The sequence below is a fragment of the Sphingomonas brevis genome, assembly GCF_023516505.1.
GTDB classification, from domain to species: Bacteria; Pseudomonadota; Alphaproteobacteria; order Sphingomonadales; family Sphingomonadaceae; genus Sphingomicrobium; species Sphingomicrobium breve.
Map to the genome: position 1 here is coordinate 1,515,552 of NZ_JAMGBB010000001.1, position 17,808 is coordinate 1,533,359.

A 17,808-nucleotide genomic window follows, 5' to 3' on the forward strand; every position below is an offset into this window, starting at 1 on the left:
GGGTACAGGTACGCCGGCTTAGCACAGTGGTAGTGCAGCGGTTTTGTAAACCGAAGGTCGGGGGTTCAAATCCCTCAGCCGGCACCAGCCTGCAGCGCGAGCAGCGCGAAGCTGGCCAGCCAATGTTCCCCCATATAGTCGCCGGCAACATGCGGCAGCGCCGCGTCCAGATGCTTCGTTGCGGCTGCCTCGGCGATCGCCTTTTCGCCGGCCGGCAACAGGGGCGCGATTGAACGCCAGCACCATGCGCGGCTGAGGTTGAGTCCATCGAGATGGGCTATCTTGCCGTCGCTTCGGTCGCTCACCGTTGCCGGAGCAAACAGCGCCTCAGGCTCACGATCTGCAAGCCGCGGCAGGAAGGCCGCGAACCATCTTGCGAAATCACCTGCTGCTAGAACACGCGCCATGCACAGCGCCTCGATCAACGCGGGCGACAGGAACTCGTCACCACCCGGCTCCCACGCCTGGCAATCGCGGTCGTTGCTGAATTTCTCGACTGCCCAGCGGCGGATATTCCTGGCCAAGACCGCGTCAAACTGTTCGGCCCATTCCAGTGCGAGGATCAGGGCGAAACATGTGTTGAAATGGGTGCCGACCCGGATCGGATAGGTCAGCCTGGGCAAAAAGCCATGAAGCCGGTCGGCGAAAGCGCGGGCCAGCGGCTCAAGATTGGCCGCCCACTCTTGGTTGGAATGCCGCGATGCTTCGAGATGAAGATAAAGCAGCCAGCCCCAGCCATAGGGTCGCTCGAACCCCGCCGAAAGCGGCCGGCGGAGATAGGCCAATTCGATCGCAACTTTGTCGGCGGTGAAGCTGGCGCCGGCCAGATCGGCGATGGCCTGTGCCTCACCGGTCTCTGGGTAGAGGCGGCTAATTGTCAGCAAGGTCCACCAGCCATGGACGCAGCTGTGCCAGTCGAAACTGCCGAAAAAGATCGGGTGAAGAGCGCGAGGCGGAAGCGCGTCCTCATCGCCAAGCAGCACATGATCCATCTTGTAGGGGTATGGCTTTCCCACGTGGCTGAGCGCGATCCGCGCAAATTTCGCGGCAAGCTTTTCGTCGAGTATCATCGGTATGCGAGCCAATAGATGAGCAGGATGTTGACCAGGAGCAGCGGCAGCGCGGTCGCGAACTGGGCGCGGATCACTCCATATTGATCCTTAAGTTCGAGCAGCGCTGCCGGGACCAGGTTGAAGTTGGCTGCCATGGGGGTCATCAAGGTGCCGCAGAAGCCTGCGAGCATGCCGATCGCGCCGACTACCGCGGGATCGCCGCCGTAGCCCTGGATCAGCAGCGGAACGCCGATTGCTGCGGTCATCACCGGGAACGCAGCGAAGGCATTTCCCATCACCATCGTAAAGATGGCCATTCCGACACCGAACACCGCGACGGTGAGGAAGATGCTGCCCTCCGGGATCACCATGCGGGTCAGGGAGCCTATCGCATCCCCTACACCGGCGGCAGCGAACAGGACTCCAAGCGAGGCGAGCATTTGCGGCAGGACAATTGCCCAACCGATCGCGTCGATCAGGCGGCGGCCTTCCTGCAACGGTGCGATGGCAGGCGGGCGAAGCCAGGCGAAGATGGAGCCAATGGCGAGCAACACGCCGAGGCCGAGGAAGACGTAAGTCTCACGCTTGGCCTCGATCAGGCCAAAGCTGCCGAGAGGAGTATAATTATATGCCAGCGTGCCGATAAATGCGGTCAAAGGGATGATCAGCGCCGGAAGAAACAGCTTATTGCCGAGCCTGTCCGACCAACCCTGCCGCTGCTCGACGCTGGTGGTCGGGGGATGGCTACGGCCGATAAAGCCGAAGCCGGCGAGCCCTGCCAGCCCAAGCACCAGCAAGCCGTTGCCGAAGTCGCCGATTGCGTCGCCGCCAAGCAGGCTGAGCGCCATCAATCCCCAGAAGGCGGCATTGCCGAACCGTTTGCCGTGCGACCGGTCGAGCGCCGACAGGATGGCGAAAGCGGCGAACATCGCGCCGGCCAGCGCATAGAGCCAGTGAAGCGTGATCATTGGCCGCGCCTCGCCAGCTTGCGATCGAATAGCAGCAGCCGGGTCGACTGGATCAGGAATGCGGCAATCGCGCTGGGGATCGCCCATAGCGCGAGGTGCAGAGGGGCTAGATCATAGCCGTAGCCCGCTAGTATCTGCTGGATGAGCACGATCGAGCCGATCGCGAAAAAGATATCCTCGCCAAAAAAGAGCCCAACATTGTCGGTCGCGGCGGAATAGGCCTTGACCGTCTCCGCTTCCGCTTCGGTCAATTCGCCATGCTGCTTCTCGGCGGCGGCGAGCGCCATCGGCGCGACTAGCGGCCGGACCGTCTGCGCCTGCCCGGCGGTCGAATGAAGCCCGATCGCCGCGGTGATCTGCCGATAGATCAGATAAAGGATCAGCAGCTTGCCGGCGGTTGCGCTCTTCAATGAGCGAATCAGCGTGGCCGCGCGCTGTTGCAGTCCGAACCGTTCGAGCAATCCGATCACTGGCAGGACAATCCAGACGATGGCAATGATGCGGTTGTCGTTGAACGCTTTGCCGAAGGTCGAGATGACCTCGTGCCAGTCCATCCCCGCGATCAGGCCGGTAGCGATCGCCGACACGGTGACGACCAGCATCGGGTTGAACTTCAGCGCGAAGCCGAGGACCACCAGTGCGATACCGATCAGCGGCCAATAGTCGATCATGTCGGCTCCCCATATCCGCCGCCGCCCGGCGTTTCGATCACGAACCGGTCGCCAATGCCGACTTCGGCCCAGTCGGTCGCGGTCAATTGCTCGACCGAACCGTCGGCGCGCTCGACCCAGTTGCGGCCGGGAAGTGCATCGCCGCCGCCGTTCAATCCGCGCGGCGCTACGCGGCGGCGATTGGCGAGCATGTTGGCGCGCATCGGTTCGAGGAAGGTGACGCTGCGGATTACGCCGTCGCCGCCCTTATGCAGCCCCCGGCCACCGGAATGACTACGGATCGAGAATTGGTCGAGCCGCACCGGGAGGCGCGTCTCCAATATCTCGGGATCGGTCAGCCGGCTGTTTGTCATATGGGTCTGCACCGCGCTGGTTCCGTCATGATCCGGCCCGGCGCCGGAACCGCCGGCGATCGTCTCATAATATTGGTGGCGGTCATTGCCGAAAGTGAAATTGTTCATCGTGCCCTGGCTAGGCGCCAGGCGGCCGGTCGCCGCAAAAAGGGTATCGGTCACGACCTGGCTTGTCTCGACATTACCGGCGACGACCGCGGCAGGGTGATGGGGCCTAAGCATCGACCTGTCCGGCACGACCAGGCGAATTGGCCGGAGGCAACCGTCATTCATCGGGATGGCATCGTCGATCAGGGTGCGGACGACATATAGCGAAGCGGCGCGGACGATCGAAAAAGGCGCGTTGAAATTGTCGGGCAACTGCCGGCTGGTGCCGGAGAAGTCGAAAGTTGCCGATCGCGAGGCCCGATCGATCGTTATTCTGACTGAAACGCACGCGCCATTGTCCATTTCATAGGCGAACTGGCCGTCATCGAGACGGTCGAGCAGCCGCCGGACCGACTCCTCGGCGTTGGCAAGGACGTGGTTCATGTACGCCGCGACGACGTCCGGGCCATATTCGCCGGCGGTTTGGACCAGCGTTTCGGCGCCCCGAACGCATGCGGCGAGCTGGGCGCGAAGGTCGGAGATATTGCGGTCCGGATTGCGCGCCGGGTGCTCGCCTTTGGTCAGCAGGGCGCGCATCTCGGCCTCGCGAAAATGGCCCTCGTCGACCAGCAGCACATTGTCGATCAATACGCCTTCGTCCTCGATGGTCCTGCTGTCGGGCGGCATGGAGCCGGGAGCGATCCCACCGATATCGGCATGGTGGCCGCGCGCCGCGACGAAGGCGGATGGATCGGCCTCGTCGCCATAAAACACCGGGACGATCACCGTGATGTCGGGCAAGTGCGTGCCGCCGCGATAGGGATCGTTGAGGACATAGGCGTCGCCACGACGAATTCCGCGCTCGTCCCTTCCCCCGCCCCGAGCGTCGATGATGGTGCGGATGCTTTCGCCCATCGAGCCCAGGTGGACCGGGATGTGCGGTGCATTGGCGATCAGCGCACCCGACCCGTTGAAAATGGCGCAGCTGAAGTCGAGCCGTTCCTTGATGTTGACCGAGGTTGCGGTCGATTGCAGCGCGACGCCCATTTCCTCGGCGATGGCCATGAACAGATTGTTGAAAATTTCGAGCCGGACTGGGTCGACTTGGGTGCCGACCGCGTGAGCGCGCTCAAGCGGCATGGCCCGGGTCAGAATGAGGGTCCCGTCCGCGGCCCGCTCCGCCCGCCAACCCGGTTCCACCACGATGGTGGAGGTGGGGTCGAAGATCAGGCCGGGGCCCATTAGCTCCTCCCCCGTCGGGGGAGGTGTCAGGTCCGAAGGAGATGACGGAGGGGGCTCTATTCCCCCTCCATCACTTCGTGGTCCCCCTCCCCCTGCGGGGGAGGAACCAATGGCATCGACGCTGAGCGTGTCGAGGACTGGCTCGGCCTCGTCGATATAACCGAAGCGCCGGCGATGGATGGTTTCGAAAGTTGCACGCATTTCGCCGGCACTGGCGAGGTCGACGGTGATGGTTGTGTCGCTGCCCGAAGTGCGGAGGCGGGCGCGGTGCTCGAAGCGGATCTGGTCTGGGTCGAAGCCCTGGCCGAGCAGGTCATTTCGCGCCGCCGCTTCCAGCGCGTGCAGGCCGTCGGAAAAATCCTCCGTAAGCGGCTTCAGCCAGCTGGCCTCGCGCACCGCCTTTACCTCGGAGAGACCGATGCCGTAGGCCGACAGCACCCCGGCAAGCGGATGGATGAGGATCCGCTCCATGCCGAGCGCGTCGGCGACCCGGCAGGCAAGCTGGCCGCCCGCGCCGCCGAAGCAGGCCAGCGTGTAGCGGGTCACGTCATGACCCCGCGCGATCGAAATCTTGCGGATCGCGGCGGCCATATTGTCGACCGCGATATCCAGGAAGCCCTCCGCGATTTCCGCAAGCGATTTGGTACCGCCAAGAGCGTCGGCGATTTCCTGCAGCCGTGCATGTGACGCTTCGGGATCGAGCGGCTGGTCGCCGTTGGGACCGAACAGCGTGGGGAATTTGGCCGGGTCGAGCCGGCCCAGGTAAAGGTTGCAGTCGGTGACGGTTAGCGGCCCGCCGGCGCGGTAACAGGCCGGTCCCGGACGAGCCCCGGCCGATTCCGGGCCAACCCGGAAACGCATTCCGTCGAACCGGCAAATGGAGCCGCCACCGGCGGCGATCGTGTGGATCTGCATCATCGGCGCGCGGATGCGGACGCCGGCGACAAGGTTTTCGTCGCCTAGCTCATAGCTGCCGGCATAGTGGGACACGTCAGTCGAGGTGCCGCCCATATCGAAGCCGATCAAATGATCCGAGCCATGGGGGGCGCTGGCCGCAACCATGCCGACCACCCCGCCGGCCGGACCGGACAGGATCGCGTCCTTGCCGCGGAAGGCGCGGGCCCCGGTCAGGCCGCCGTTGGACTGCATGAATTGCAAACGAGTCCCGGCCCCCAGTCCGGCCGCAACCTTGCCGACGTAGCGGGTGAGGATCGGCGAGAGATAGGCGTCGACCACTGTCGTGTCGCCGCGGCCGACCAGCTTGATCAGCGGCGCCACCTCATGGCTGACCGACACCTGGGTGAAGCCAAGGTCGCGGGCGATGCTTGCCAGCCGATCTTCGTGCTCGGTGAAGCGCCAGCCATGCATCAGCACGATTGCCAAGGCGACAAAGCCCTGGGCCTTCAACGCAGAAAAATCGGCCCGCGCGCCCTCCTCGTCGAGCGGGCGGATGATCGCGCCGTCCGCCCCGACGCGCTCGTCAATTTCAACAACGGCCTCGTACAGCATCGACGGCAGCACAATATTGCGGGCGAAGATTTCGGGACGTGCCTGATAACCGATCCTCAGCGCGTCGCCGAAGCCGGCGGTGATCGCCAGCGCGGTCCGCTCGCCCTTTCGTTCGAGCAGGGCATTGGTGGCGACCGTGGTGCCCATGCGGACATCGCCAAGCGAGCCACCTTCTTCCGCCAGAACGCGGCGGATCCCTTCCACCGCGGCATCCTCATATTGGCCGGGGTTTACCGACAGCAGCTTTTGTACCCGCTGGCGGCCGTCGGTTGAGGTCGCGACGATGTCGGTGAAGGTCCCGCCGCGATCGATCGCAAAGGTCCAGCTGCGCTCCACGGCGCCCATGAAGCAAATGCCCGGTCCATGCTCAATGACAGTTTGCCGAATATTTTTTGCGGAACACGGAACTGGGAGGTGGGACGACCGTTATTATTTCGTGGTTCAAATCTTCGGAAGCGAACCATGGAACCCCGGAGACTTCGGTCTCCGGGGTTTACTCGTTCTAGAGGCTCGTAGCGTCGATGTCGGCGAGCATCATCCGCCGCGAGCGGTCGGCCAGCGGATATTTGTTGCCGTTGGCACAGTTGAACAGGACGACGCGCTCGTCCGGACCGACCAGTTTGCGATCGAGCGCGTCGCGCCACGCGGCAAGCACTGCCCCGCCTTCCGGGCAAAGCAGCATGCCGTCGAGGCGTGCTGCATCGTCGACCGCTTCCATGATCGCTTCCTCCTGGACGGCGATCGCCGCACCGCCGCTTGTCCGAACCGCGCGAAGAATGAGGAAATCGCCGACCGCCTTGGGCACTCTTATGCCGGTGGCCATTGTCGCCGCGCCTTCCCAGCGCTCGGCGAACTCGTCGCCCGCTTCCCACGCGCGGACCATCGGCGCGCAGCCGGCGGCCTGCACCGCATACATGCGCGGACGCTTCGGCCCGATCAGTCCGATCCGCTCCAGCTCGTCGAACCCCTTCCACATGCCGATCAGGCCGGTGCCCCCACCCGTCGGGTAGAAGATGGCGTCGGGCAGTTCCCAGCTGAACTGCTCGGCCAGTTCCAGGCCCATCACCTTCTTGCCTTCCAGCCGGTAGGGCTCCTTCAGCGTCGAACAGTCGAACCACTTCCCGGCCATTGCCCCTTCCCCGACGATCCGCCCGCATTCGTCGATCTGGCCGTCGGCGACGATGACCTCGGCGCCATAGGCCGCTGTCTCGCGGATATTGATGTCGGGCGTTTCGGCGGGGCAAATGACCAGGGAACTCATCCCTGCCCGCGCGGCATAAGCGGCCAGCGCCGCGCCAGCGTTGCCGTTGGTCGGCAGCGCAATGCGGGTCACGCCGAAATGATTGGCCATGCTGACCGCCGCAGCCATGCCGCGCGCCTTGAACGAGCCGGTTGGAAGGCGCCCCTCGTCCTTGACGATCGGTGCCTTGGTACCCTGTTTGCGACCGACATGGTCGAGCGGGATCAGCGGCGTTTCCGGCTCGCCAAGGCTGACCGGCTCGGCGCCTTCGGGCAACGGCAGCAGCTCGCGCCATTTCCACATGCCCGAAGGGCGCGAGGCCAGTTCGTCGCGGGTCAGGCGCCCCGCGACCGCGTCGAGATCGTATCGGGCGAGCAACGGCTTGCCGACTTTCGACAGGTTCTGGAGCTTGTCCGATTCATAGCGCTCGCCGGTCAGCGAACATTCGAGATGGGTCATGAACATGGCCGCCTGGGTAACGCGACATCTCCGTCACGCAAGGCCGGGCTTTCGACGAACTGCAGTCAGGACGCGACCAAGGTATGGTATAACATTTGCTACATTATATCATCTTGAGCTAGGCACGCGGCTCTCCCCGCTTCAGGATCATCATGCGCCGCTCCGCCACTTTTCTTGCCTTAGCCATTTCCGTTTCCCCCGCCCCGCTGCTGGCCCAGGCGATGGTGACCGATTCATCAAGTGAGGCGGTCGGAGCGACCGATTCCGCCGTATCGGCCGATGTGCCGGTGTCGGGCAGCGCGGAAGAAGCTCACCCCGACCATGAGGCGGACATCGTCGTCACCGGAGTCCGGCGGAAAGAGAATGATGTGCTGGGCGGCGTTTCGGTGCTCGATCAGGCCGACCTCACCCGGCAGATGCGCCCAAGCATCGGCGAGACGCTGGCCAAGCAGCCTGGGGTCAGTGCGACGAGCTTTGGCCCGACCGCCTCGGCGCCGGTACTGCGCGGCCTTTCCGGCGACCGGGTCCGGGTGCTGACCGACGGGATCGGCACCCTGGACCTGTCATCGTCCGGGCCCGACCATGCCATCGCTATCAACCCGATCACCGCCGAGCGGATCGAGGTGCTGCGCGGGCCGTCGGCCCTGTTGTTCGGATCTTCGGCGATCGGCGGCGTGGTCAATGTCATCGACACGCGCATCCCGCGTCATGAACCCGACGGTCCGATCAAGGCCGACGCTCTGCTGTCCTATGGCAGCGCCGCCAACGAGCGGTCAGCCAATGCCGCGATCGACGTGCCGGTCGGCGGGCATTTCGTGCTTCATGCCGACGGTAATTATTCGAAGAGCGACGACCTGGAGACGGGCGGCCACATCCTGTCGAAGGAATTGCGCGAACAGGCGCTGGCCAGCCCCGATGCGGAAATCCAGGCTCTTGCCGACCTTAAGGGCGAATTGCCCAATTCGGCGGCGACGTCGAAGGAAGGGGCGCTGGGCGTCGGCTATGTCGACGGCGACCTCAATGTCGGCGTGTCGGTGACGCGGCACCTCAGCAAGTATGAAGTGCCGATCCGCTATTCGCTCGATCCGGCGATTGAGCCAGAAGCGCCGACCATCGACGTCGAGCAGACGCGTTACGACGCGCGGGCGGAGATTCCGGTCGGCGGATTCTTCAACCTGGTCCGGGCGCGGGGCGGCTACGCCAACTACCATCACGACGAGATCGAGGAGAGCGGCGAGATCGGCTCCTCCTTCTTCAGCAAGGGGGGAGAAGGCCGGGTCGAGCTGGTGCAGAGTGAGAAGTCGGGCTGGGGCGGAACCAGCGGCGTGCAATATCTCCAACGCAACGCGAAAATCCGCGGCGAAGAGAAATTCCTGCCTGACAGCCGGCAGAAACAGGCCGGCCTGTTCACCCTGCAGACCTACGTCCAGGGGCCGATCCGGATCGAGGGCGGGGTGCGGGTCGAGCATAGCAAGCTCGACGCCGATGCCGATGCGCAGCTCGGCACGCCCGAGCGGTCGAAGAGCTTCACCACCTGGTCGGGCTCGCTGGGCGGGCAATATGAGTTCGTTCCGGGATGGCGTGCCGGCCTGTCGCTGTCGCATGCCGAGAGGGCGCCGGCGATCGACGAGCTGTTCGCCAATGGCCCGCACGGCGGCAGCCAGGCGTTTGAAATCGGAAATCCCGAGCTAGATCCGGAACGGAGCAATTCGGTCGAGCTGGGGCTGCACCACAGCAAAGGCGGACTGCACCTCACCGCGAACCTGTTCTACTCGCGCTTCTCCAACTTTATCTTCCAGGCGCCGACCGGGGAGATCGAGGACGATCTGCCGGTGCTCCAATATAGCGAGGGCAAGGCGACCTATTATGGCTTCGAGGCTCAGGCAGAGGCGAAGCTGGGCGAGGCGCTCGGCATCAACTGGGGCGCCGAGCTGCAAGGCGACATGGTTCATGCCACGGTCAAGGATTTCGGTCCCGCACCGCTGATCCCGCCGATGCGGGTACTGGGTGCGATCACCGGCGAGAAGGGCCAGTTGGATGGGCGGGTCGAGGTCGAGCATGCATTCGACCATGACCGCGCCGCGCCGAACGAAACGGACACGGCCGGCTATACGTTGGTCAATGCGTCGCTCGACTGGCACCCGTTCGCGGCCAAGCCGGAGCTGACCTTGTCGCTGGCGGCGAATAATTTGTTCGATGTCGAGGCGCGGCGCAGTACGTCGCTGCTCAAGGATTTTGCCCCGCTCGCCGGGCGCGACATCAGGGTGACGGCGAGAATCGGATTCTAGTGCAGGAACTGGATGCCCGGAGCGGCGTTCCTCGCGCATGACCGACGGAAGCTATTTCGCCAGCCGCGAAGAACATGAGCGAGCGTTGAGCCGGCAGGCGGCAGATTGCCGCGCGGCCGAGGCTCATGCCGAAATGGCGGAACGTTATGAGGCGTTGGCGACGATCTTCGGAGCCAAGCGCCTGGCCAGTCCCCCGATCGACTATCTTTAGCCGCTAACTCCCGCCAAAAAAATTGGGCGACCTGCCGGAACCGTGACAGGCCGCCCTTTGCGGGACTTGGGCTTTGGGGAAGGAAGCCCCGCTTTAGAGATCGATTCCGGCAGCGATCGCTTCAAGCTTGCGAACCCGTTCCTTGAGGTCCGCCAACTCGATCCGGCCGGTCGCCGGGGGAAGGCTGTGGTCGCCGGTCTGGCTTGCCAGCTCGAGCCGCTTGAAGTCGAGCCAGTTCTGCCAGCCCTTGAGACCCGCCACGGCTGCCATGCCGGCTACAAGGAGAACGCTGACGGCGATCAGGCCGATGGACAGCGGTTCCATTATTTCTCCTCCCTCAATGCTTCGATTTCGCGGGCCAGCTCATCGTTCTGGCTACTCAGATGGTGATCGATGGCCATCATCCGGCGGTCGTTGACGTCGAGCTCGGTGCGCAGCTCGTGGACCGAGGTGCGGCGCCGGCCAAGCTCGGCCATGCGCTCGAACTCCGACGGCCGTTCGCGGCTGCCAACTGCCTTGTTCTTCTGGATATGCAGATAGATGCCGGCCGCGACATAGGCGACAATCGCCAGTTTCCAGCTGATCAGCAGCGCGGCGGCGGCGAACCCCAGCCGGATGAAGGTCGGATCGATGTTGAACACATCGCCGAGGGTCGAGCAGACGCCGGCCACCTTCTTGTCGCGGCGATTCATCGAATAACGTTCTGACATTTCCCTTTTTTCCTTCCCGTTCACTTCTTCGCCGCAAGCGCGGATTTCAGTGCGTCAAGCTCGGCATCGACGGCCTCGGAGGCGCGCAGCTCGGCAATTTCTTCCTCAAGGCTTTTCGGCCCGGCGAGCGCCAGCGCGTCGGCGCGGCCTTCGGCAAAATCGGCACGGCGCTCGAGCAGTTCGAACTTGGCGAACGCTTCCTCGGTGCGGTTGCCGTGCAGCACTTCGCTAGTGCGGGCGCGGGTGATCGCGCTCTCGAGCCGGCTGGCGATCGCGTTCTGGCGACCGCGGGCTTCGGCAAGCTTGGTCTGGAGCCGCTGGATGTCGGCCTCGTAACCGCGCAGCACCTGCTCGATCTGCGAGATCTCGGCATGCAGGCCCTCGGCCATCTCGGCTGCCTTCTGCTTCTCGCCCAGCGCGGCGCGGGCCAGGTCCTCGCGGCCCTTTTCCAGTGCCAGCGCGGCCTTCTCGGTCCAGCCATGCTGGAGGTCGTCGAGCCGGTTGCAGGCGCGGCGCATTTCCTTGATGTCGGCGATCGAGCGGGCGGCGGTTGCGCGCACCTCGACCAGCGTTTCTTCCATCTCGACGATGATCATGCGGATCATTCGGGCCGGGTCTTCCGACCGGTCGAGCAGTTCCGACACATTCGCTGCGATAATGTCCCGCGTACGGGTGAAGATCGGGCCCGACAGGATGCCGGAAAGCGGCGCGAAACTGATAGTCGTTTCATTCCTGTCCTCGTCCTGCCGCGGAATGCGGATGGCCGGGCGGGCTTCGATCGGTTCAAGTTCAGGCATAGGTAAGAACTTCCACAGAGGTAGCGGCCGAAACCTGGGCCGGGGCAACCGCCGCGCCGACCGCGATCGTGCTCATCAGCAGCGACGCGAACGCGACGATCAGGTGGCTTTGAAATTTCGAACCAAACATTGTTCAATCTCCCTTTTCGGACGTCGGGGCATTCGCCCTTGGTCCTGACACATCCTTTACAAGGGTCGTGCCAATTGGAGATTTCCGCCGAAAATGCCGCGAACAACGTTCATCGGCCGGCAAGTTGGCGGAATTTCCCACCATCAGTTGGGATGTTTGACCAAATGCCGACCAGGATTGTTTCCGGACCAAATCCAGCGCCAGCTTAAGAGGGAATTTACCATCATCAGCTAGCTTGGAGCCATGCGAGCGATGTTCGCCAAGACGGGCCCGATGCTGATCGGGCAACTGACGCTGGGAGCGTTAGCCCTGCTGCTGGCGGCGTTCGCGCCTCCGGCCCAGGGCCGAATGCTCCTGGTGCCGCTGGACGGCGAGCCGATTGCCAGGACCACGATCGAGTCCGCCCATGCGCTGGCGCTGAAGCCGGGACCGGTAAGGGGATCGTGGGTCGTCGACGGCCAGCGCACGGCGCTCGCCGGGTTAATGTCTGAAGGAATTATCGTCCTGGCTGCCCCCGACGCAATTTGCGGCGGATTGCTATCGAACGAGGCCACTCAATCATGATTCAACTGAACGATCTAAGGCTGCGTGGGCTGATGCTTCTCGCCATGTTTGGCTGGCTGTGCACCATCGCGCTGATGGGCCTGGCGCTGGTGTTCGACCTAAAGAACGAGCTTGTTCCGGTCGTACTTTCGGCCGCCGTCACGATCATCCCGACCTTCATCGCGATGCGGCCGCGCTATGACCTGTCGATCGGCATGACGTTCGCCGTCATGGCAGCGGTGCAGCCCGCGCTGCTGGTTTACATGTTGCAGGGCCATCCGTGGCAGATGGAAGGCCATATGTATTTCTTCGTCGGCCTCGCCGCGCTGACCCTGCTCTGTGACTGGCGTCCGATGGCGGCCGCGGTCGGATTGATCGCCGCCCATCACCTGCTGCTCAGCTTTGTCGCCCCGGAATGGGTGTTCATCGGCAGCGGCGATTTTTCCCGCGTGCTGGTCCATGCGCTGGCGGTGAGCTGGGTGCTCGCCGTGCTGGGGCCGGTCATGGTCCACATGGGCAGGCTGTTCTCCGAGCAGGCCGAGGCCCGTTCGACTAGCGAGGGTCTCGCCGCGTCGGCCCAGGCTGCGCTGGAGCAAGCCAGGGCCGCCCAGAGCGAAGTCGAGGCGGAGCGTGAGAAGCGGCTGGAGATTGAGCGTCGCGGAATGGCCGACGCGCGCCGCGGCGAGTTGATGGCATTGGCCGAAGCGTTCGAGGGTTCGGTCGCCAACATCGTCCAGTCGGTCGCTGCCGCTGCCGAACAAATGGCTCACGCGGCGAGCAACATGCACCAGTTCGCGCATAATGCCGGCGAGCAGTCGGCCGAGGCGGCCAGGGATGCCGAAAGCGCTTCGCAAAATGCGCTTCGCGTATCCGCCGGAGTGAGCGACCTTTCGAAGTCGATCCTCAGCATCGCCAGCAACGCCGAGCAGCAGGCCAACCTCGGCGAAGCGGCGCGCGGTGCATCCAAGACCGGCGAGGAAGTGATCCGCACCCTGTCTGAGCGGACCCAGAACATCGAGGCGTTCGTCGGCCTGATCCAGGGCGTCGCATCCCAAACCAACATGCTGGCACTAAACGCGACGATCGAGTCCGCGCGGGCTGGCGAGGCCGGGCGCGGGTTCGGCGTGGTTGCCGCCGAGGTCAAGGCGCTGGCCAACAAGGCGCACGAGGCGAGCGGCCAGATCAACCAGCTGGTGTCCGACATCGACAGCGGCGCTGCCGAGGCGGAAAACGTGATCGGACAGGTATCGCGGGCAATGACCGAACTGGCTGAATCCGCAGAGAAGATCCGCGGCGTGATCGGCGACCAGAGCAATGTCGCCTCGCTGATCGAACAGGGCGCGGTCGACAGCGCCGCCGGCGCCGACCAGATCGCCAAGCGCATCAGCGAAGTGGCGAAGGCAGCCGGCGAGGCGGTCAAGCTGTCGGACGAAGTTCATGCCTCCGCGGATGGGCTGACCAGGATAGCCCATGGCCTTCGCTCCGCGACCGACGAATTCCTGTCGCAGCTCCGCGCTGCCTAAGTTCGGAACGCTCTGCCCGCTCAGGCGCTGATACGACCCAGAGGAGAATCACATATGCTTGGCAAGATTTTGGGCGGTATCGTTGGCGAAAGGGTCGCCGGACCCAATCGCAAACTGACAGGCGCGCTGGTCGGCGCCGCCATCCCAGCCATCGCCAGACGCGGCCTTGGCCCGCTGGCGCTTGTCGCGGCCGCCGGTTGGGGAGCCAAGAAGCTGCTGGATCGGCGCCGCAGCCGGCGCGACGCGGCCTAGCTATTCGGAAGCGGTCTCGCCCTCATAATAGGGCTCGACCTTGCCCTTGAGGGTCAGGGTCATCGGATTGCCGAAGCGGTCGCGGCTGCGACCGGCGGCGACCTTTATCCAGCCTTCCGAGATGCAATATTCCTCGACGTTGGTTTTCTCATTGTCGTTGAAGCGGATGCCGACGCCGTGGCGCAGCACTTCCTCGTCGAAATATTTGCTGCGCGGGTCGAGCGACAGGCGATCGGGCAGCGGCTTCTTGGCCTCGTTGGCTTCGGATTCTGACATGGCGGCGCCCCTAGCCGCTGCATGCGGGACGCGTCAAATTCGACGAACGGCGGCGCACCTTCGTTGCGTTCGTGTGACAGCACGGCCAATCTCCCGCGCGATTCAGTGTCCAGGGGGATTTCCATGCGCCAACTCAAGCTTTTCGTCGGCTGCTCGCTGCTTGCCGCCAGCGCCGCCATTGCCCAGCCCGCGCCCACGCCGCCTGTAGCCCCGCCCCCGCCGCAGCCAGGCCAAGCCGAGCCGATGACCCAGGACAAGCCCAAGGACATCGCCGCGGCCCCGGGCACGGCAGGGGCAAAGCCGCCCAAATGGGATGTCAACGCCCGCCACGGCCCGGGCCGTGATGTGCCGATCGATACCAGGAGCGGAACCTGGCTGAGCCTCGACGTGTCGCCGGACGGCCGCGAGATTGCCTTCGACCTGCTGGGCGACCTCTACGTCATGCCGATCGGGGGCGGCGAAGCGCGTCCGCTGACCAGCGGCAACGCCTGGGACATGCAGCCGCGCTATTCGCCGGACGGGCAGGAAATCGCCTTCACGTCCGACCGTGGCGGCGGCGACAATATCTGGACCATCCGCCGCGACGGCAGCTCCCCGCGCCAGATCACCAAGGAAGATTTCCGCCTGTTGAACCAGGCAGATTGGACGCCCGACGGGAATTTCATCGTCGCGCGCAAGCATTTCACGTCGTCCCGCTCCTTGGGGTCGGGCGAAATGTGGCTTTATCACCGCAGCGGCGCCGACAAGGGCGGCGGCGTGCAGATGACCAAGGCGCGGACCAAGCAGAAGGACACCAATGAGGCGGCCTTCTCTCCAGACGGCCGCTACCTCTATTTCTCCGACGATGCGACGCCCGGCGACATTTTCCAATATTCGAAGGACGTCAACGACCAGATCTATGTGATCCAGCGATTGGATCGGCAGACCGGCGACATCGAGACTTATGTCGACGGGCCCGGCGGCGCGATCCGCCCGACGCCCTCGCCCGACGGCAAGACCTTGGCCTTCATCAAGCGGGTCCGGTACAAATCGACGATCATGCTGATGGACCTGGCGTCCGGACGTATCACGCCGCTGACCGATATCCTCGACCGCGACATGCAGGAGACCTGGGCCGTCCACGGCGTCTATCCCGGCATGAGCTGGACGCCCGACGGCAAGTCGATCCTGTTCTGGGCCAAGGGCGGAATTCATCGGGTCGATGCCGTTTCACGGGCGGTCAGCGAAATCCCGTTCCACGTCACCGGCACACGCTTTGTCGAGGATGCGGTGCGGCAGCAGAAGGATGTCGCCCCCGCCAGCTTCACGACCAAGATGGTGCGCTTCGCCCAGAAAAGCCCGGATGGGCGCCACATCGTCTATGAAGCGCTCGGCAACTTGTGGATAGCGAACGGCGACGGTAGCGCGCCCAGGCGGCTGACGCGCGGCAGCGACTTCGAAAGCTATCCGGCCTTCTCGCGAGACGGGAAGAGCATCGCCTATGTCTCCTGGGACGACGACACGGCGGCGCGGATCAAGGTGGTTGGAGTCGCGGGCGGCGACGGGCGAACCGTTACTTCCCAGCCTGGCCATTATCTGGAGCCGGCCTTCTCGCCCGACGGCAATTTGATCGCCTATCGCAAGACCAGCGACGGGTTTCTGACCACGCCGCTCTACGGCAAGGACCCCGGCATCTACGTCGTGCCGGTAAATGGCGGCACGCCGAAGAGGGTCGCAAAGGCCGGTACGCAGCCGATGTTCGGCGCGACCAGCGACCGGATATTCTACATCGCCGCCGGCGATGAGGATAAGCGGCTGCTGAAATCGGTTTCGGTGCAAGGAACCGACGAGGTCACCCACCTTGTTTCCCAGAACGCGGCGCGGTTCGCGCTGTCGCCGGACGAGCAGTTCGTCGCCTGGACCGAACGTTACCAGGCCTATGTCATGCCCTTCACCCGATCCGGCCGATCGATCGACATCGCGCCCGACGGCAAGGCCTTGCCTATGTCCAAGGTCAGTGCCGATGCCGGCGACTGGATCCATTGGTCGGGCGACGGGCGAAGCCTGTTCTGGAGCCAGGGGCCCAATCTTTACGGGCTGAATGTTGGGTCGTCGGGCGCATTTGCCGGCGGCAAGCTCGGCGCGGCTCCGCTGGTTGCCCAGCTGGGCGTCACCGCCAACCAGGCGAAGCCGACCGGCAGCATCGCGCTCACCGGCGCAAGGATTGTCACCATGCGGGGCGATGAGGTGATCGAGAATGGCACGGTGCTGGTCGAAGGCGACCGGATCGTCGCGGTCGGGCCGACGGCGAGCATCACCTACCCGGCGGGAACGCGGACGATCGATGTCAGCGGCAAGACGATTATCCCCGGCCTGATCGACGCTCACTGGCACGGGCCGATGGGCAGCGACCAGATTATCCCCAAGCAGAATTGGGTGCATGCCGCGGCGCTGGCCTATGGCGTGACCACCGTTCACGACCCGTCGAACGACACGTTCGAAATCTTCGCCGCATCGGAATATCAGAAGGCGGGCAAGATTTTGGGGCCGAGGATCTTCTCGACCGGCACCATCCTCTATGGGGCGACGACTCCCTTTACGGTCGAGATCAACAGCCTGGACGATGCGCTGTCGCATCTTAGGCGGCTGCAGGCTTCGGGCGCCTGGTCGGTCAAGAGCTACAACCAGCCGCGGCGCGAGCAGCGGCAGATGATCATCGAGGCGGCGCGCCAGCTCGGCATGGAGGTGGTGCCCGAAGGGGGGTCATTGTTCGAGATGAACATGACGATGATCGCCGACGGCCATACGACGATCGAACATTCGCTGCCGGTGCAGAACATCTACGACGACGTGCTGCAATATTGGAAAGGCAGCGGAACCGCTTGGACCCCGACTTTGGTGGTCGCCTACGGCGGGCCGTTCGGTGAGAATTACTGGTACCAGCACAGCAATGTCTGGGCCGAGCCGATCCTTTCCAAATGGGTGCCGCGGCCGCTGCTCGACGCCCGCGCCCGCCGACCGGTGATGAACCCGCCGGAGGAGGACAATTTGCTCAGCGTCGCCAAGCAGGCCAAGCAGGTCAGTGATCTTGGCATTCCGCTGTCGATCGGCGCTCACGGCCAGCGCGAGGGGCTTGGCGCTCACTGGGACATCTGGACGTTCGCGCTGGGTGGAATGACCAACATGGAAGCGCTGAGGACCGGGACGATCAATCCGGCGCGGGCGCTGGGGCTCGACAAGGACCTTGGCAGCATTGAACCGGGCAAGCTCGCCGACATGGTGGTGCTCGACGACAATCCGCTCGAGAATATCCGCAATAGCGATCATGTCGCGATGACGATGCAGGGCGGAAAATTGTTCGACAGCAACCTGCAAATCGTCGCGGGCGGGACCGCCAATGTTCCGGCCGGCTTCAAGCCCTTCTGGTTCAACGAGCAGGCTGGCGGGGCGTTTACCGCCGGAGCGACGATCGGCGTCCCACACGAAGATTAGGCTTTGCCGTTTGCGTGAAGCGCTGT

The 17,808-nt window shown here is 64.2% G+C and carries 16 protein-coding genes and 1 tRNA gene; 7 read left to right on the forward strand and 10 right to left on the reverse strand.

Annotation, left to right across the window (positions count from 1 at the left end; all coding sequences use genetic code 11):
- The first annotated feature begins 12 nt into the window (after window positions 1-12).
- Window positions 13-87 (forward strand) — tRNA-Thr (locus tag LZ518_RS07725).
- On the opposite strand, the gene LZ518_RS07730 is transcribed toward LZ518_RS07725, so the two are convergent.
- The 5 genes from LZ518_RS07730 to LZ518_RS07750 form a co-directional block, all read right to left on the reverse strand.
- A complete protein-coding gene (locus LZ518_RS07730) occupies window positions 75-1,070 on the reverse strand; it encodes a DUF2891 domain-containing protein (RefSeq protein WP_249915425.1) in 996 nt (331 codons plus the stop codon). The genes LZ518_RS07725 and LZ518_RS07730 overlap by 13 nt on opposite strands.
- Entirely contained in the window at window positions 1,067-2,020 is a 954-nt protein-coding gene (locus LZ518_RS07735; protein ID WP_249915426.1) for a DUF979 domain-containing protein, read from the reverse strand. Before LZ518_RS07735 ends, LZ518_RS07730 begins: the two co-directional genes overlap by 4 nt.
- On the reverse strand, window positions 2,017-2,691 hold the full coding sequence (locus LZ518_RS07740; protein WP_249915427.1) for a DUF969 domain-containing protein: 675 nt from the start codon (window positions 2,689-2,691) through the stop codon (window positions 2,017-2,019). The genes LZ518_RS07735 and LZ518_RS07740 overlap by 4 nt, the downstream gene beginning before the upstream one ends.
- Window positions 2,688-6,227, reverse strand: a complete 3,540-nt coding sequence (locus LZ518_RS07745; RefSeq protein ID WP_249915428.1) for a hydantoinase B/oxoprolinase family protein — start codon at window positions 6,225-6,227, stop codon at window positions 2,688-2,690. Before LZ518_RS07745 ends, LZ518_RS07740 begins: the two co-directional genes overlap by 4 nt.
- A 157-nt stretch (window positions 6,228-6,384) precedes the next feature.
- Window positions 6,385-7,587, reverse strand: a complete 1,203-nt coding sequence (locus LZ518_RS07750) for a threonine synthase (protein WP_249915429.1) — start codon at window positions 7,585-7,587, stop codon at window positions 6,385-6,387.
- Between the two features lie 215 nt (window positions 7,588-7,802).
- On the opposite strand from LZ518_RS07750, the gene LZ518_RS07755 reads away from it, so the two are divergent.
- Both LZ518_RS07755 and LZ518_RS07760 read left to right on the forward strand, forming a co-directional pair.
- Entirely contained in the window at window positions 7,803-9,869 is a 2,067-nt protein-coding gene (locus LZ518_RS07755) for a TonB-dependent receptor (RefSeq protein ID WP_249915430.1), read from the forward strand.
- 37 nt (window positions 9,870-9,906) lie between these two features.
- Window positions 9,907-10,080: a hypothetical protein gene (locus LZ518_RS07760; protein ID WP_249915431.1), complete on the forward strand. Its 174-nt coding sequence runs from the start codon at window positions 9,907-9,909 to the stop codon at window positions 10,078-10,080.
- Window positions 10,081-10,173: 93 nt separating this feature from the next.
- Here the strand turns inward: LZ518_RS07760 and LZ518_RS07765 are convergent, their stop codons facing one another.
- Genes LZ518_RS07765 through LZ518_RS07780 form a run of 4 tightly spaced genes read right to left on the reverse strand, consistent with a single transcriptional unit; the run spans window position 10,174 to window position 11,717 of the window.
- Window positions 10,174-10,407, reverse strand: a complete 234-nt coding sequence (locus tag LZ518_RS07765; protein WP_431358230.1) for a hypothetical protein — start codon at window positions 10,405-10,407, stop codon at window positions 10,174-10,176.
- Window positions 10,404-10,790, reverse strand: coding sequence for a PspC domain-containing protein (locus tag LZ518_RS07770; protein WP_249915433.1), 387 nt, complete (start codon window positions 10,788-10,790; stop codon window positions 10,404-10,406). Before LZ518_RS07770 ends, LZ518_RS07765 begins: the two co-directional genes overlap by 4 nt.
- A 20-nt stretch (window positions 10,791-10,810) precedes the next feature.
- Entirely contained in the window at window positions 10,811-11,587 is a 777-nt protein-coding gene (locus tag LZ518_RS07775; RefSeq protein ID WP_249915434.1) for a PspA/IM30 family protein, read from the reverse strand.
- Window positions 11,580-11,717 carry a hypothetical protein gene (locus LZ518_RS07780; RefSeq protein ID WP_249915435.1) on the reverse strand — a complete coding sequence of 46 codons (138 nt, stop codon included), beginning with the start codon at window positions 11,715-11,717 and terminating at the stop codon, window positions 11,580-11,582. The genes LZ518_RS07775 and LZ518_RS07780 overlap by 8 nt, the downstream gene beginning before the upstream one ends.
- 252 nt (window positions 11,718-11,969) lie before the next feature.
- Here LZ518_RS07780 and LZ518_RS07785 point away from each other — a divergent pair, with 252 nt between their 5' ends.
- The 3 genes from LZ518_RS07785 to LZ518_RS07795 are packed head-to-tail and all read left to right on the forward strand — an operon-like array spanning window position 11,970 to window position 14,035.
- Window positions 11,970-12,281, forward strand: coding sequence for a hypothetical protein (locus tag LZ518_RS07785; RefSeq protein ID WP_249915436.1), 312 nt, complete (start codon window positions 11,970-11,972; stop codon window positions 12,279-12,281).
- Window positions 12,278-13,783 (forward strand): methyl-accepting chemotaxis protein, encoded by a 1,506-nt coding sequence (locus LZ518_RS07790; protein ID WP_249915437.1) that lies wholly within the window; start codon window positions 12,278-12,280, stop codon window positions 13,781-13,783. Before LZ518_RS07785 ends, LZ518_RS07790 begins: the two co-directional genes overlap by 4 nt.
- Before the next feature lie 54 nt (window positions 13,784-13,837).
- Complete coding sequence (locus tag LZ518_RS07795; protein ID WP_249915438.1) at window positions 13,838-14,035, forward strand: hypothetical protein; 198 nt, start codon at window positions 13,838-13,840, stop codon at window positions 14,033-14,035.
- Here the strand turns inward: LZ518_RS07795 and LZ518_RS07800 are convergent, their stop codons facing one another.
- Entirely contained in the window at window positions 14,036-14,311 is a 276-nt protein-coding gene (locus tag LZ518_RS07800) for a DUF3297 family protein (RefSeq protein ID WP_249915439.1), read from the reverse strand.
- Between the two features lie 123 nt (window positions 14,312-14,434).
- On the opposite strand from LZ518_RS07800, the gene LZ518_RS07805 reads away from it, so the two are divergent.
- Window positions 14,435-17,782: an amidohydrolase family protein gene (locus tag LZ518_RS07805; protein ID WP_249915440.1), complete on the forward strand. Its 3,348-nt coding sequence runs from the start codon at window positions 14,435-14,437 to the stop codon at window positions 17,780-17,782.
- Window positions 17,783-17,808 lie beyond the last annotated feature (26 nt).